Genomic DNA, 14,523 nt, shown 5'->3' on the forward strand with positions numbered 1-14,523 from the left:
CGGGCCGGTAACCTTCTTCTCGGCGTTGACGGCACTGGAAGGAGCGCGATGGTACGGCTCGGCAACCTGGAGCGATCGATCATGGAAGCGCTCTGGAGCCACCCGGAGGGCATGTTCGCCCAGGACGTCGCGCACGCGCTGCCCTCCCAGCCGGCCGTGACGACGGTCCTGACCGTTCTGGTCCGCCTGTCGCAGAAGGACCTGGTCTCCCGCGAGCGGATCGGGCGGGCCCACCTCTACAAGGCCATGGCGGGCAGGGACGTCTTCGTGGCCGAGGTCATGCGTGCCGCGCTGGAGGACGCCGGCGATCTGGCCGCCACCGCGCAGCACTTCGTCGGCACGGTGACGCCCGAGATGGCCGCCGCCCTGCGTGAGGCGCTGGACGGGCGGGACGGGACCGCGTCGTGAGCGGCTGGCTGGTGGCCGCCGGTGTCGCGCTGACGCCGATCGCGTTCGGCGGCCGGATGGCGCGCCGGCTCGCCGCGGCGCCGTGGACGTACCGCACCCCCCGGGCGGCTCTGGTGCTGTGGCAGGCCAGTTGCCTGGCGGGCGGCCTGGGTGCCGTGGGGATCGGGCTCGTCGCGGCGGTGGCGCCGCTGGCGGCGGTCTTCCCGCACGGCATGCACGCCCTCGCCGGGCAGATCGCCAACGGCCAGGGGCTCGACGGGCTCGGGCCGCCGCACGTCGCGGCGCTCGCCTGGTCGGTCGGCCTGATCGTCTGGCTGCTCGTCCACACCACCAGGGTCACCGTCAGGACCGCCGCGCAGCAGCGACGCCAGCGCCTGCTGGTGGACGTGGTGGCCGACCATTCGCCGGTGTACGACGCTTACGTGCTGCCGACCCAGGAGCGGGTCGCGTACTGCCTGCCCGGCAGGCGCGGGCGGGTCGTGCTCAGCCAGGGCACCCTCGACCTGCTCGGCCCGCAGGAGCTCGAGGCGGTGCTCCAGCACGAGCGGGCCCACGCCCGCGGCCGTCACGACCTGGTGCAGCTTCCCTTCATCGCGCTGGCGCAGGCCTTCCCCTGGCTGCCGGCCGCCCGGGTGGCCCGTGAGGTCGTTCCGGTGCTGCTGGAGATGATGGCCGACGACCACGCCCGGCGCGCCCACGGCGAGTTCCTGCTCGCCCGGACCCTCGTGCGCATGGCGACCCCCCGGCTCGACGGCGGGGCGGCGATGCCGGCTCTGGCCGATGCCGCCGTGGCGGAGCGGGTGGCGCGCCTCCTGCGTGACCACGAGCGGCCGCGATGGGTGCCCGCCGCCGCCTATTCGGTCGCCACCCTGCTGCTCAGCGGGCCTTTCGCGGTGCTGCTGGCCCCGCTGCTCTGCCTCACCGTCTGGAACATCTGAACGGCCCGCCGAGACGTTCACGTCGCGGGCAGTTGCGCGCGGATGCTGAGGATGAGGGTGTCCACCAGATAGCCGAACATCTCGTCCGGGGTCGGTTTGGTGAGGTGCACCGCCTCGGTCAGGAACGGGAGCGGCAGGTCGGGGTGCGCGGCCAGCCACGCCTCGGGGACGGGGGCGGTGTCGAGGGGGCCCCGATCGCCCGGCGCGCGATCGGCGGGATGGTCGACGAGCAGGGTGAAGCCGAACAGCTTCAGCCCCAGCTCGCCGTGCACCCGGAGCGCGGCCTGCGGCGTGAGCCCGATACCCCGCAGCAGGCCGAGGAAGGCGTCGGGGTTGGCGAGCCGGTTGGGGTGGACTCCGAGCGAGCGGACCCGCTCGTCGAGGGAGACCAGGAGGGCTCGGGGATGGCGCCGGTACAGCCCCCGGAGCTGCGCGCAGTAGGCGCGGACGCTGTCCTCCCAGTGCGCGGCGTCGAGCTCGGGCGGCTCCCACTGGGCCAGCAGCATCCGCGCGGCGAGGTCGATCACGTCCTGCCGGTCGGGGACGTAGTTGTACAGCGCCCGCACCGTGACACCGAGCTCCTCGGCCAGCCGGCGCATGGTGACCGCGGGGAAGCCCTCGGCACCCGCCAGGAGCAGCGCCCGCTCGGCGATCAGCTCGCGGGTCAGGGTGGGACGGCCCTTGCGGGTGGCCGGTCGGCGGCGTGATCTGGTCTCTTTCTCGGTCATCGCCATCAGCGTAGCCATCCGGGAGCTTCCCGGTCACTCGTTAAACTGCACACATCGTTGACTTTAACGCACTCTGCATGCCGGCCTCACTTCTGGCCAGAGGGCTTCAAGGCGTCGGCGCCGCGATGGTGCTGGTCGGCTCGCTTCCGCTCATCGCTGCGGCGTACGAGGGCGAGAGGCGCAACATGGCCATCGCGATCTTCGGAACGGTGCCGCAGGTCGACCTGGACCGGTTGAGGGCGGTGACCCCGCCCGGGTTCGAGGACGAGGTGCGGCGGGCGATCTCCTCGGGGACGTCGCTGGTGATGCTGACCACCGCCGCTCTGTCGCTGCGCAGCGTGGTGGTCGGCTTCGCGGCGGTCGCGCTGGGCGAGGGCCAGGAAGAACATGGCGACGTGGTTGCGGGTGTGCGGCCAGGGCCACGGCTGGGAGAGGATGTGCGCCCGTTCGAGGTGCCGCCAGCGGGCCCCGGCCTGGGCGGCGGCGCGGGCGGCGCGCATCTCGGCGTGGTACGCGTCGCGCACCGGGGCGGGCATCGGCCGGCCGATCACAGGGTGTCCTCCTGGGCGGATGAGCAGGCGCCCGTGCAGCCGCCGGCGGCACAGGTCCCCGTGACAGAGGGCGTGACAGAGGGCGTGACAGAGGGCGCGGCGGAGGGCGCGGCGGAGGGCGCGGCGGAGGGCGCGGCGGAGGGCGCGGCGGAGGGCGCGGCGCAGCAGGCGTCCCCGCGCCAGGCCTCGCGGCCCTCCTTGACCGCGACGGCGGCGATGACCAGGGCGGCGATCGGATCGGCCCACGACCAGCCGAACAGGCTGTTCAGCGCCAGACCGGCGAGCAGGACCGCCGACAGGTACGTGCACAGCAGCGTCTGCCTGGAGTCGGCCACCGCGGAGGCCGAGCCGAGCTCCCGGCCGGCACGGCGCTGGGCGTGCGACAGGAACGGCATGACGATCAGGGACAGCGCGGCCAGGATCAGCCCGGCGGTGGAATGCCCGGCCTCGCCGGTGCCGAGCAGGGCGCGTACGGCGTCCAAGGAGACGTAGGCCGCCAGGGCGAAGAAGGAGAGCGCGATGATCCGCAGCGCGGCCCGCTCGCGGCGCTCGTGGTCGGCGGCGGAGAACTGCCAGGCCACCGCGGCGGCCGAGGCGACCTCGACGACGGAGTCCAGGCCGAACCCGATCAGCGCCGCCGACGACGCGACGGCGCCGGCGGTGATGGCGACGACCGCCTCGATCACGTTGTACGTGATGGTGGCGGCGACCAACAGCCGGACGCGGCGCCGAAGCAGGGCCCGCCGGACCGGCGCCGGCCCGACGCCGGACAGCCCGGCCGTCGTCATGGCGCCACATCCTCCGCCACGAGGCCCGCACCCCTGTCGGCATCCCCGTCGGCGGGGCACAGGGTGACCGCGTGGCCGGTGGCGGCCAGGAGCTGCTCGGCGGAGGCCAGCAGGTCCATCAGCTCGGGCCTGGTGAGGGAGTAGAACGACTGGCGGCCTTCGGCGCGGTAGTCCACCAGGTCGCAGTCGCGCAGGCAGGCCAGGTGCTTGGACACCGTGGACTGCGCGAGTCCGAGCTCGGCGGTCAGGTCGACCACCCGGGCCTCACCGCGGGCCAGGCGCCGCACGATGCGCAGCCGGGTCGCGTCGGCCAGGGAGTGGAACAACGCCGCCGCCGGGGGGATGCCGGAGGCTATGTCGGCGGTCACGCACCGCCCGCCATCATCAATCGCCATGTGGCGATGATAACCCGATTCCAGCATGACATCGCAAGTTTTCGCTCAGGTGCGAGGATCGTGTGGCATGAAGCGTACGAACGGAACGCGCCGGCCCACCTCCCGGTAGTCCTCGACGCTGCCGTCGACGGCGAAGCCCATGAGCCTGCACAACTGGCGGGCCGCGGCCGGGTGGCGGGGCGCGTACCCGCCCATGATCTCGGCGCCCTCGTCGGCTGCGATCGGTGCGGCGGTCGTCCGGAACACGTGCCCGCCGATCTGGACGGTCACCTCGGGCGTGGCCATGACGTTGCGGTACCAGTCCGCGCGCGGCCCGAACCCGGACGCCGCCACGTAGCCGCGCTCGTCGTGCTGGACGACCTCGATCACGGCCTGCCGCGTGCGGCCGGAGACGCGGCCGGTGTGGGTCAGCAGCATGATCCGGCGGCCCAGCAGCGGCCCGAGCCCCATGCGGTACAGCCGGATGGGGAGCCGCCACAACCTGCGGCGCAGCCCGGTCGGCGGGGCGGCCCTCTTGACGATCTCCATGGTCAGTCCTTTCCGGGGTCCGCGGTCCGCGGGGGCAGGATGCTGCGCGCGCCGAACTGGCGGCGCAGCAGGGGTGCGAACGCCTCGCGCATGATCAGCCGGTTGGCCAAGCCCTGCGCGACCAGGCCGGCCCGGGTGCCCGGCACGAGCGTCCGGGCGAACAGCAGCGCGTTGCGCTGCCGGCGGGTCACCTCTGCGCGCATCCGCCCCTGATAGCGAGCGAACGCGCGCACGTGACCGGCCTCCTCCTCCAGGGCCTCGGCCAGCACGTACGCGCCCGCCATCGCCATGGACACGCCCTGTGCCGACACCATGGTCATGCAGCCGCACGCGTCGCCGACCAGCGCCACCCGGCCGCGATGCCAGGCGGGCAGCACGATCTGGGCCATCGTGTCCATGAAGACGGACTCGCTCGCCGGGGCGTCGGCCAGCAGCGACGCGGTGATCCAGCCCATGCCGTGGAAGGTCGAGCGGAGCAGGTCCAGGCGTTCGGCGCGCGGCACGCGTCCGCCGTGGGCCGACCTGAACAGGAACAGGGCCATCAGCGTGCCGGCCTCCCCGGTGGGGTAGACGACGCTCTGCCGGCCGGGCTCGGTGTAGTGGGCCCTGACCCGCCCCCAGCCATAGCGGTCGGTGACCGGATAGGACGCCAGGCGGCAGCCGAGGTGACGGGCGAAACGGGCCTCCGGCCCGAAGACGAGCTCCCGTGTCCGCGAGTGGATGCCGTCGGCCCCCACCAGCAGGTCGAACCGCTGCGTGCCGCCCCGGGCCAGGTCGACCTCCACGGCCGTGTCCAGGTCGCGTACGGCGGTGATGGTCTCCCCGAAACGCACCTCCACCTCCGCCTCGATCGCCTCCAGGAGGACGCCTTCGAGGGTGGTGTGCATCAGCGGGAGATGCGGCCCGCGAATGATCTTGTCGAGCAGCGCCGTCGTCAGCCGGGCGCCGGCGCGGCCGGAGGCGTCGACGAAGTCCACGGAGTCGACCGGCAGCCGATGGGGCGTCAGCCGGTCGACGATGCCCATGCGGGCGGCGATGTCGTGGCCGGTGCCGAAGAAGTCGATGCCGTAGCCGCCCAGGCGGCCGTGCGGGGCGCGTTCGACGACCACGGGTTCGATGCCGCGGCGCCTCAGCCAGTACGCCAGCGTGAGCCCCGCGATCCCGCCGCCGCAGATGAGGACTCTCACGGCCGCCCGCCCTGCAGCAGCTCTTCCACGGCGGCCAGCGCCTCGCCCGCGGGGAGCTCGCCGTCGATCATGTGGTGCAGCATCAGCCCGTCGATCGACGCGGCGATCAGGGTGGCCACGCCGGTCCGCAGTGCCGGCGGCCAGCCGGGGTGCACCTGCCCGAGACGGTCGGCGATCCGCGCGCGGGCCTGGCGCAGCTCGTCACGCAGCACGACGCCCAGGGCGGGATCTCGCATGGCTCCGACGATCAGCTCCGCGGCCAGCCGGGTGGCCTGCTCGTCGCCGGTGGCCTCGGGCAGCATGCTCCCGACCATCGCCAGCGCCGCCCGCTCGTCCGGGGCGGCCAGGAGCTCGGCGACCAGCGGGTTGATGATGAGGTCCGTCGCGCTCCGGAAGATCGCCTCGTGCAGCCCGGACAGCCCGCCGAAGTGATAGTGGATCAGGCCGGGGTTGGTTCCGGCGCGTTCGGCGACGGCGCGCGTGGTGACGCCGGGCCACCCTTCCGCGCGCAGCAGGGAGATGCCCGCGTCCACCAGTTGCTCTCGGCGACGGTCGCCGCGCGCCGAATTTGGTCGATCGGCCAAGTTGGTCATGCGGCCAACTTAGCGGCCGATCGACGCGTCGGGCCACTCCGTCGCGACAGCCGGCGCAACCCGGGTGAAAAGGAGTTGAGGGGCCGCGGAGCCCCGTGTTACAAACGACGGCCGGTCATCGGGGGCCGACACGGGACAAGGCGGTACATCACGTGGCACAGGCGACGACGGACGGCGGCACAGAGCACGGCGGCACAGGGCACGGCGGCACAGGCTACGGCGGCCGGAGGCGGTGGCCGCTCCTGGCGGCGGTGGCGGTCGACGCGCTGGGCACGGGCCTGTACCTCCCGCTGTCGCTGCTGTACTTCCTCAAGGTCACCGACCTGGACCTGGCCACGATCGGCGTGCTCATCAGCGTGACCACCGCGCTGACCCTGCCGGTCCCGCTGGTCGTCGGACGCCTGGTCGACCGGCTCGGGCCGCGCCTGGTGGTCGCCGGCGGCCAAGCGCTGCAAGGGCTCGGCTTCCTGCTCTACCTGGCCGTCTCCGGGGAGTTCTCACTGGTGGCCGCCGTCCTGGTGACGACGGTCGGCCTGCGGGTCTACTGGTCCTCGGTCTTCACGCTCATCGCCGACCAGGCGGACGCCGAGGGAGCGGAGGCCAAGGACCACTGGTTCGCCCGGACCGGGATGATCCGCGAATCGGGCGCCGCCGCCGGGGCGCTGCTCGCGGGCGCGCTGCTCACCCTCGACTCCGCCCGCGTCTACGACGGGCTCATCCTCGGCAGCGCCCTGGCGTACCTGGTCGCCGCGCTGGTGGTCGTCGTCGCGGTGCCGTCCGCCCCGCACGCCCCGCCACCGGCAGAGGGCCCCTCCGGTCACCGGGCGCTGCTGCGGGACCGGCCCTATCTCGCGCTGATCGGGATCTGCACGATCTTCGCCCTGTGCAGCTCGTTCCTCGCCCTGTCCCTGCCCGTCTACGTCGTGCAGGGCCTGTCCGGCCCGGCCTGGGCGCCCGGCCCCCTCCTGGCCCTGAACACCCTGCTGCTGGCCACCTGTACGGCCGCCCTCACCCGCTTCGTCCGCCGCCGTCGCACCCGCGCCCGCGCCATGGCCTGGGCCGGCGGCCTGTGGGCCCTGTGGTGCGCCGCGTCCGCGGCTGCCGCCCTGCTGCCATCTGGAGCGCTGGTGCCGTTCCTGGTGGCGGTGGTGGTGTGCTACACCCTCGCGGAGATGATCTACGGGCCCGCGTCCAACGCGCTCGCCGCGGACGCGGCACCCGCCGGGTCGCGGGGCACCTACCTGGCGGCGTTCCAATACTCCTTCGCCGGCGCCAACATCGTCGCGCCCGGCCTGTTCGGCCTGCTCTTCAGCCAGGACCGCCTGCTCCCGTGGCTCGCCGTGGGCCTCCTCGCCGCGCTGGGCGCGGTGCTCATGCTGCGCCTGGAGCGCCGGCTGCCGCCGGAGCGCCGGCCCTCCGGGCACCAGGGCCGCGCCCGGGACTCCGTACGAGAAGGCACCGCCTGATCGGAACGCCCGTCTCCGGGAGCGGGCGTCCGCCCGGCCGACTCAGGAGGTCGTGAGGATGACGAGCCGCTGGGTCGCCCGGGTCATCGCGACATAGCGGTCGACCGCCCCCTCGATGCCCTCTCCGAACGTCTCGGGATCGATCAGCACGACCAGGTCGAACTCCAGCCCCTTCGACAGCTCCGGCGTCAGCGACCGGACCCGGGACGTCGCCCGGAACGTGGGATCGCCGATGACGCAGGCGATCCCGTCGGCGTGCGCGGCCAGCCAGGTGTCGAGGATCGAGTCCAGATCGGCGGCGGATCCGTGGACGACCGGGACGCCGCCGGCGCGGATGGAGGTCGGCACGTTGGCGTCCGGGAGCGCGGCCCGGATGACCGGCTCGGCCTCCGCCATGATCTCCTCCGGCGTCCGGTAGTTGACGCTCAGGGAGGCCAGGTTGATCCGGTCGATTCCGACCCGCTCGAGCCGCTCCCGCCATGACTCCGTGAACCCGTGCCGGGCCTGGGCCCGGTCCCCGACGATGGTGAAGCTCCGCGACGGGCACCGCAGCAGCAGCATCTGCCACTCCGCGTCGGTCAGCTCCTGCGCCTCGTCCACGACAATGTGCGCGAACGGGCCGGCGAGCAGGTCCGGCTCGACGCTGGGCAGCGCGGTCTCGTCGATCAGGGCGTCCTTGATGTCCCGTCCGTGCAGCATGGTCACCAGCCCTTCCCCGTCGTCGTCGGCCTCGAGCAGGTTGTCGACGACACTGGACATGCGCTCGCGCTCGGCGGCGACGGAGGCTTCGTGCCGGCGCTTGCGCCGGGCCGCCTCCGGGTCGCCGAGCCGCTGCCGGGCCGCGTCCAGGAGCGGCAGGTCGGACACCGTCCAGGCCTGGGCGTCCGCGCGCTGCAGCCGCCGGACCTCGTCGGGGCTGAGCCAGGGAGCGCACTTGCGCAGGTAGGCGGGCACTGTCCACAGGTCTCCGACGAGGTCGGCCGCCTCGATCAGCGGCCACGCGCGGTTGAAGGCCGTGAGCAGCTCCCGGTTGCGCAGCAGCGACTTGCGGAGCAGGTCGGGCGAGATGTTCTCGTCGTCGTGCTTGTCCGCCAGGATCGTGAGCAGTTCCTCCCAGATCTGGTCGCGCGCCTCGTTGTGCGGAGTGCCGGGCTCCGCCGCCTCGAACGCCTCGGCCCAGTCCTCGGCGCTCAGCCAGATGTCGGACCAGTGGGTCGTGACCGTCATCCCCTTGGCAGGCACGTTCTCGTAGAACCGGACGGCCGGCTCGATCGCCTCCACCAGCTTCGCCGACGACTTCAGCAGGGCCACGTCCGGGTCGGCCTCGACCGTCGCCGCGGCCCCCTCGGCGACGAGGTCCCGCAGGGTGCAGGTCTGCACGCCCTCCTCCCCGAGGCTGGGCAGGACGTCGGCGACATAGGCCAGGTACGGCTGGTGCGGACCGACGAACAGCACGCCGCCCCTGCGGTGACCGAGACGGGGGTCGGAGTAGAGGAGGTAGGCGGAGCGGTGCAGGGCGACGACGGTCTTCCCCGTACCCGGGCCGCCGTCGACGACGAGGGCGCCACGGGACCCCGCGCGGATGATGGCGTCCTGGTCGGCCTGGATGGTGCCGAGCACGTCGCGCATCCGGGCCGACCGGTTGCCGCCCAGGCTGGCGATGAAGGCGGACTGGTCGTCGAGCGCGGCGTGCCCCTCGAACCCGTCCGAGGCGAACACCTCGTCCCAGTAGTCGCTGATCCGGCCGCGGGTCCAGCGATACCTGCGGCGGCTGGCCAGGCCCATCGGGTTGGCGTGGGTGGCTCCGAAGAACGGCTCGGCCGCGGGGGAGCGCCAGTCGAGCAGCAGCCGGCGGCCCTCGCTGTCCGTGAGGCCGAGGCGTCCGACGTACACGGGGCCGGCGTCGTCCGCGCCCACCATGTGCCCAAGACACAGGTCCAGGCCGAAGCGGCGCAGGGCGCGCAGGCGAGCGGTCAGCCGGTGGATCTCCAGGTCCCGGTCCAGCGCCTGCCTGCCGATGCCGCCGGGCGCCCTGCGCTCGGTGGCGAGGCGGTCGGACAGGTCGGCGATCGCCTGCTCGAGGCTCTCCGCGATGGCCGCGAAATGCCGCTCGTCGGCGGCGATCAGCTTCGGGTCGGCCTTGGGGGACAGGTGGCCGGGAAGGTCGAACGCGCTGGTGGTCAAGGGGTTCACGTAATGGCTCCAAATCTGCGGTCGCTGGCGACCATGACACGCGGCACGGCGTGACGAACCTGGCGGACATGACGGGTCGCGGGCCGCGCTGAGCGGCCGGTCGCGGCCGGTTTTCAGGCCGCCAGGGCCGGTGGCTTCTGAGGTTCTGGGTCCTGGCTCGGCGATTCCGTGTGGTTCAGGCGGGCACGGGCGGCCTTTCCCGGCTGAGCGCGTCCAGCAGCGGTCTCGCCGCCCGGCCGGCGCGGATCGTGCCGGCCACGGCGGTCGCCTCCTGGGCGGCGTCCACGGGCGCGCGCATGGGCATGCCGCCGAAGCCCGCGTACACCGGTGGCGCGCACACCCGTACCTCCGCGCCGGGCGCTCGCGACCGCGCCGCGCGTCCCGCCAACGGTTCGACGTCGCCGCGTGACCCGTACGTCGACAACAACACCCGCACTTCGCATCCCCCATATGTCCGCAGGTTCCGGCCCTAGGCCGACGATTCTGCGGCACGACCCGGGTCTTGCCGCAAGCCCCCCGGTACGCTATACGTTAAGAGTGGAAAGGAGTGGATTCTCCCCTTTCCCCCTCTTGGTCCGCTCTCAACGGACAACCCCACCTCACGCAACGCAGCCCGACATGTCGGCCATCGCGTGAAAAATGCGCCGATCGCTCATACGGAAAGCGGTCTCCGGCGAACCAAGGACACATGAGGTGGTCCCGGCGCGCGATGAGCCGGGACCCCGGCAGGGGGATGCGCCCGGGGGCGGTGCGCACAAGGGGGACAAAATGAACATCGGCGCGAAACGGGGGACGGCGCACAGGCTCGCCGCGGCCGTCCTGGCGCTGGCGGCCACCGGGACCGGCCAACTGGCTCTCGACAGTGGAACGGTCCAGGCGGCGTCCGCCGCCACCCACGACATGCGGGACCGCCCGGCCGGCTGCGAGCGAGCCATGTGCGTGCCAGGCGCCTTCCCGTACACGGACGCGCTGCTGGCCGGGCTCGCGGCCTACAAGGCGGGGGCCACGTTCGTCGCCGTGGGGCTGAACGCCGCCGCGTACCCGTCCATCCTGGGACGGACCGTCGCGACGAGCCCGGCCACGATGACGTCCGCGTTCAGGAAGCCGCTGACCCGGGCGCTCGACCGCTATCTGGATGAGATCCCCGGCCAGGTGGCGGTGTCGGTACGGGATCAGTCGACCGGCAGGTCCTACTCCTACAACCCCGGGCTCAGGACGGCCACGGCCAGCATCGTCAAGGTCGATCTCGTGATGGCGCTGCTGCTCAAGGCCCAGCGTCAGCGGCGCGGCCTCACCCCGGAAGAGCGGCGGGCGGCGGAGCGTGCCATCCGGGTCAGCGACAACACCGCCGCCTCCGCGCTGTGGACGGCGATCGGCGGCGCGTCGGGGCTGGCCACCGCGAACAGGAGGCTGGGCCTGCGTGAGACGGTCCCCGGCCCGGGCGGGGTGTGGGGCTCGACCACCACCAGCGCCGCCGACCAGGTCCGACTGCTGACCGCGCTCACCTCGCCCAGGAGCCCGCTCTCCGCGAAGAACCGCCGGTACGTGCTGGGCCTGATGGGCGGCGTGGCTCCCGAGCAGGCGTGGGGCGTCAGCGCGTCCGGGCGTAAGGGGGCGGACGTCGCGCTCAAGAACGGCTGGCTGCCGCGCGAGCGGCACGGGGGGCGGTGGACGGTCAACAGCATCGGACGGGTGCGGGATCGGGGGCGTACGTACATGATCGCCGTCATCTCGCATCGGCACGGCTCGATGGGCGCGGGCGTACAGGCGGTGGAGCGCGTGAGCCGGCTCGTCACCGACGCCCTGGGCTGACGGGGCGGACGGGGCTGAGGGGGAACGGCGCATGACCTGCCGGCACCGCCCGTGCGAGTGCGGAAGGCGGGCCCGATCGCGTGAATCGCCCACCGCCGCGCCCGCGTCCGGGCTATGGTGACGAATTCGCGATCATGGAGGAAGCATCATGAAGCAGGCCATCGCCCTGCGAATCGGCCGATCGGCGTTGGCGGCGGCGCTGGCGGGAGGCGTCGTGCTCGCGGGCGTCGTGCCCGCGGCGAACGCCGCTCCCGCCGCCCAGAAGCGGACGCTGGGCCCGTTCGGGTACGGCGGCATCAGGCTCGGGATGAGCGAGGCGAAGGCCCGAGCGACCGGGTTGATCGTGCGCAAGACCATCAACGCCCCGACCAAGTGCTCGGCCTACGACCTGAAGGCGCAGCGGTACGGCGGCGACCGGGCGGGGTTGTTCATCTCGAAGAAGCAGGGCGTGGTCACGATCTCCGCACCCTCCTCCGTCAAGACCCCACAGGGCATCGGCAGGGGCTCCACCCCCGCGCAGTTGCGAGCCGCCTACCCCAAACTGAAGCGCAACACGCTGTACGGCACCTTCGCCACCGTCCCGGGCAACCCCAAGGCGTCCTACGTCTTCCTCGTGTCGAAGAACATGGTCCTCGGCGTGACCCTCCTCCTGACCGCCCAGGACTGCCTCAGGTAGCGCCGGACCAGCGGACGGAGGTGACCCCTTCGCGGCGGGCGGTGCCCGCCGCGTGAGGAGGCTTCAGGTGATCGAGATGGCCTCCGGGCGGCTGGTGGCCGAGCCGTCCGGGTTGGTGATCGTGAGGGTGCGTCCCCCCGGCGCGGCGGTGTGCAGGACGTGCGCCGTGACCAGCATCGTGGTGCCGCCCGTGGTCACCTCCACCCGCGTGACCCGTACGCCCAGCCCGAGGTCGACCCGTGCGGCCGGTTCGAAGCCCGCCCCTTCGACGACCAGCCGCACCCCGGTGGCGCCCGGCGCGATCGGGCCCTCGGGGTTGACCGACACCTGGCTGATGGAGGCGGGCTGGGGTGCGCACCGCTGCCAGAACGGCGCCAGAGTGGTCACGATCCGGCGGCAGGAGCAGTTGTCGACGGCGACGATCTCGCCCTTGGCGTCCACCTCGACCTTCGCCAGCACCACCCACGGGTCGAGGCCGGACGGCGGGTACGGCGACGGCACGCCGTTCAGGAACTCATCGGGCCTGGGCGGGGAGCCGCCGTGCGAGGGCGGGCATTCGGGCAGGAAGGCCACCGCGTAGCCGTCGCCCACGCGCGAGTATTCGCACGCCGTGTCGTCGCAGCCGCAGCCGGACGTCGGCGTGCGGACCGGCCGCAGCGGCTCCTCCACGTAGCGCAGCGCCACCCACACCGTGCCGGCCCGTCCACGGCGCACCGGGTCGCCGCACGGCGTGAAGGGGTCGTCGGCCGCGACCGTCACCCCGTCGGATCGCAGGTCCACCACCTGCTCCTTGGGCACGCACAGCTCGTTGCCCGCGGGGTCGAGCAGGTAACCGGGGGTGATCCTGAGCCGCCACGGATCCCCGGCCGGGCACACGAGCGCCCCGTAGACCACTCCCCACCCGTGCATCATGCGGTTGTGGCGGCGGAGCCGGGCCAGCGCGTAGTCGCCCGCCTGGTTGAGCTCGGTGTGGGTGACGAGCTGGCGGGGGAAGAACCGCGGCCGTTCGAACGTGTCGTGCATGGTCGCCCTCATCATTCGTGGGTGGATTCGAGCAGCGCCAGGAGCAGCCGCATGAGCACCTGGTTGGTCGGCGCGATCGGCCGTACGGTGATGTCCGGGTCGCCTTCGGCGTGCGGCGGGCAGTCCTCGATCTGGAGCGCGGCCAGCACGACGCGCGCGTCCGCGGCCAGGGGCGGGCAGTCGCGGGTCACCAGCCGGGCCAGTTCGGCGTAGTCCACCCGGCCCCCGCGGATGAGCCGCCCGCCGGGCGAGGGACGCTTCGTGGGCGCGCAGTCGGCGCGGAAGGAGACGCTGTAGCCCTCCCGCAGGGTGCCCGGCATGCAGGGACTGGGGTCGTCGCAGTCGCCCGCGTGCACGGGCATCGGGTCGGTGACGCATTCGTGGTAGCCGAGCAGCACCTGTACGCACGCGTCCTGGCGGCACTCGCGCCCGCGTTCGACGGCCTCCTCGAGCACCTCGTCCGGGATGGGGATCCTGGCCGACGTACGGGGCACCACGATCCGCCTGCCCCACCGGTCCACCGCGAGGCCGGGGGTCACGACGACCGCCTGGCCCGCGTCGACGAGCTGGACGTCGAGCCCGCACACCACGCCGTGGCCCACGGCCAGCCGGCTGAAGGTGCGCTCCTGCCGCAGGAAGTAGTCGGTCTCCGTGGTGAAGGTCTCCACGGTCATGAGCTGGCCGTAGAAGTAGTTGTTCCTGGTCGGCGCCCGCAGGTGGTCTGCCATCACGCTTCCTTTCCGATCGGTCCGAGTACGGTGGTGGCGCCCAGCCGTGGCGTCGCCGGGCCGGCCAGCGCCAGCACGCCGGACCCGGCAGGGGCGGGCTCGGCCACGACGGAGTCCACGCCGAGCACGGACTGCACTCCGAGCCGCATGCGCGGTTCGATGACGCAGACGTGGAACGCGGTGTGCGCGGGACTCTCGCGCTCCACCACCCGCCGGACGGCCGCCGGTCGCGCGTCACCCCGGTAGACGCGTACGCCGAAGCGGTGCGCGACGCTCTCGAACAGGGCGGTACCGGGTGACGGGTCGAGGAAGGAGGCGTCCAGCGTGGCACCCGCGCCGAGCACCGCGCCGCCCGGCTCGCCGGCGGGCACCATCGTCTCCAGCCCGAGCCGCTGCTCGCCGAGCACCCACCAGTGCGTGTGCTGGAGCGGCTCGGCGATGACGGCCCGCGCCCCGGTCTGCGCGCGGATCGCCGCGCGCAGACCGGCGGCGGTGCCGCGGCGCGCGTG

Annotated in this window: 17 protein-coding genes; 5 read left to right on the plus strand and 12 right to left on the minus strand. The window is 73.1% G+C overall.

Annotated elements, in window-relative coordinates; genetic code table 11:
* Window positions 1–48: 48 nt before the first annotated feature.
* Both AB0I15_RS51630 and AB0I15_RS51635 read left to right on the plus strand, forming a co-directional pair.
* On the plus strand, window positions 49–408 hold the full coding sequence (locus tag AB0I15_RS51630) for a BlaI/MecI/CopY family transcriptional regulator (protein WP_358114048.1): 360 nt from the start codon (window positions 49–51) through the stop codon (window positions 406–408).
* The gene (locus AB0I15_RS51635) at window positions 405–1,346 is read left to right on the plus strand and encodes a M56 family metallopeptidase (protein WP_358114050.1); all 942 of its coding nucleotides are present in this window, start codon (window positions 405–407) and stop codon (window positions 1,344–1,346) included. Before AB0I15_RS51630 ends, AB0I15_RS51635 begins: the two co-directional genes overlap by 4 nt.
* Window positions 1,347–1,363: 17 nt before the next feature.
* On the opposite strand, the gene AB0I15_RS51640 is transcribed toward AB0I15_RS51635, so the two are convergent.
* The 7 genes from AB0I15_RS51640 to AB0I15_RS51670 all read right to left on the minus strand — a co-directional run bounded on the left by AB0I15_RS51640 (window position 1,364) and on the right by AB0I15_RS51670 (window position 6,116).
* Window positions 1,364–2,074 carry a TetR/AcrR family transcriptional regulator gene (locus AB0I15_RS51640; RefSeq protein WP_358114052.1) on the minus strand — a complete coding sequence of 237 codons (711 nt, stop codon included), beginning with the start codon at window positions 2,072–2,074 and terminating at the stop codon, window positions 1,364–1,366.
* 86 nt (window positions 2,075–2,160) lie between these two features.
* A complete protein-coding gene (locus tag AB0I15_RS51645) occupies window positions 2,161–2,625 on the minus strand; it encodes a DUF3703 domain-containing protein (RefSeq protein ID WP_358114054.1) in 465 nt (154 codons plus the stop codon).
* Window positions 2,622–3,413, minus strand: coding sequence for a cation transporter (locus tag AB0I15_RS51650; RefSeq protein WP_358114056.1), 792 nt, complete (start codon window positions 3,411–3,413; stop codon window positions 2,622–2,624). The genes AB0I15_RS51645 and AB0I15_RS51650 overlap by 4 nt, the downstream gene beginning before the upstream one ends.
* Window positions 3,410–3,808 carry a metalloregulator ArsR/SmtB family transcription factor gene (locus tag AB0I15_RS51655; protein WP_358114058.1) on the minus strand — a complete coding sequence of 133 codons (399 nt, stop codon included), beginning with the start codon at window positions 3,806–3,808 and terminating at the stop codon, window positions 3,410–3,412. Before AB0I15_RS51655 ends, AB0I15_RS51650 begins: the two co-directional genes overlap by 4 nt.
* 45 nt (window positions 3,809–3,853) lie before the next feature.
* Window positions 3,854–4,336 (minus strand): nitroreductase family deazaflavin-dependent oxidoreductase, encoded by a 483-nt coding sequence (locus AB0I15_RS51660; RefSeq protein ID WP_358114060.1) that lies wholly within the window; start codon window positions 4,334–4,336, stop codon window positions 3,854–3,856.
* A gap of 2 nt (window positions 4,337–4,338) precedes the next feature.
* A complete protein-coding gene (locus AB0I15_RS51665) occupies window positions 4,339–5,523 on the minus strand; it encodes an FAD-dependent monooxygenase (RefSeq protein ID WP_358114062.1) in 1,185 nt (394 codons plus the stop codon).
* Window positions 5,520–6,116: a TetR/AcrR family transcriptional regulator gene (locus AB0I15_RS51670; protein ID WP_358114064.1), complete on the minus strand. Its 597-nt coding sequence runs from the start codon at window positions 6,114–6,116 to the stop codon at window positions 5,520–5,522. The genes AB0I15_RS51665 and AB0I15_RS51670 overlap by 4 nt, the downstream gene beginning before the upstream one ends.
* A gap of 152 nt (window positions 6,117–6,268) precedes the next feature.
* Here AB0I15_RS51670 and AB0I15_RS51675 point away from each other — a divergent pair, with 152 nt between their 5' ends.
* On the plus strand, window positions 6,269–7,582 hold the full coding sequence (locus AB0I15_RS51675; RefSeq protein WP_358114066.1) for an MFS transporter: 1,314 nt from the start codon (window positions 6,269–6,271) through the stop codon (window positions 7,580–7,582).
* A gap of 42 nt (window positions 7,583–7,624) precedes the next feature.
* Here the strand turns inward: AB0I15_RS51675 and helR are convergent, their stop codons facing one another.
* Both helR and AB0I15_RS51685 read right to left on the minus strand, forming a co-directional pair.
* Window positions 7,625–9,775 (minus strand): RNA polymerase recycling motor ATPase HelR, encoded by a 2,151-nt coding sequence (gene helR, locus AB0I15_RS51680; protein ID WP_358114068.1) that lies wholly within the window; start codon window positions 9,773–9,775, stop codon window positions 7,625–7,627.
* A gap of 175 nt (window positions 9,776–9,950) precedes the next feature.
* On the minus strand, window positions 9,951–10,211 hold the full coding sequence (locus AB0I15_RS51685) for a hypothetical protein (RefSeq protein WP_358114070.1): 261 nt from the start codon (window positions 10,209–10,211) through the stop codon (window positions 9,951–9,953).
* Between the two features lie 332 nt (window positions 10,212–10,543).
* Here AB0I15_RS51685 and AB0I15_RS51690 point away from each other — a divergent pair, with 332 nt between their 5' ends.
* On the plus strand, window positions 10,544–11,587 hold the full coding sequence (locus AB0I15_RS51690; protein ID WP_358114072.1) for a serine hydrolase: 1,044 nt from the start codon (window positions 10,544–10,546) through the stop codon (window positions 11,585–11,587).
* A 148-nt stretch (window positions 11,588–11,735) separates the two neighbouring features.
* Window positions 11,736–12,263 carry a hypothetical protein gene (locus tag AB0I15_RS51695; RefSeq protein WP_358114074.1) on the plus strand — a complete coding sequence of 176 codons (528 nt, stop codon included), beginning with the start codon at window positions 11,736–11,738 and terminating at the stop codon, window positions 12,261–12,263.
* Between the two features lie 63 nt (window positions 12,264–12,326).
* Here the strand turns inward: AB0I15_RS51695 and AB0I15_RS51700 are convergent, their stop codons facing one another.
* The 3 genes from AB0I15_RS51700 to AB0I15_RS51710 all read right to left on the minus strand — a co-directional run.
* Window positions 12,327–13,286 carry a hypothetical protein gene (locus AB0I15_RS51700; RefSeq protein WP_358114076.1) on the minus strand — a complete coding sequence of 320 codons (960 nt, stop codon included), beginning with the start codon at window positions 13,284–13,286 and terminating at the stop codon, window positions 12,327–12,329.
* Window positions 13,287–13,297: 11 nt separating this feature from the next.
* A complete protein-coding gene (locus AB0I15_RS51705) occupies window positions 13,298–14,014 on the minus strand; it encodes a hypothetical protein (RefSeq protein ID WP_358114078.1) in 717 nt (238 codons plus the stop codon).
* Window positions 14,014–14,523 (minus strand): hypothetical protein (locus AB0I15_RS51710; protein WP_358114080.1); only part of this gene is annotated, 510 nt, incomplete at its 5' end. The genes AB0I15_RS51710 and AB0I15_RS51705, both read right to left, overlap by 1 nt.

Origin of the sequence: Nonomuraea sp. NPDC050643, from assembly GCF_040654715.1 — a bacterium.
Lineage (GTDB): Bacteria > Actinomycetota > Actinomycetes > Streptosporangiales > Streptosporangiaceae > Nonomuraea.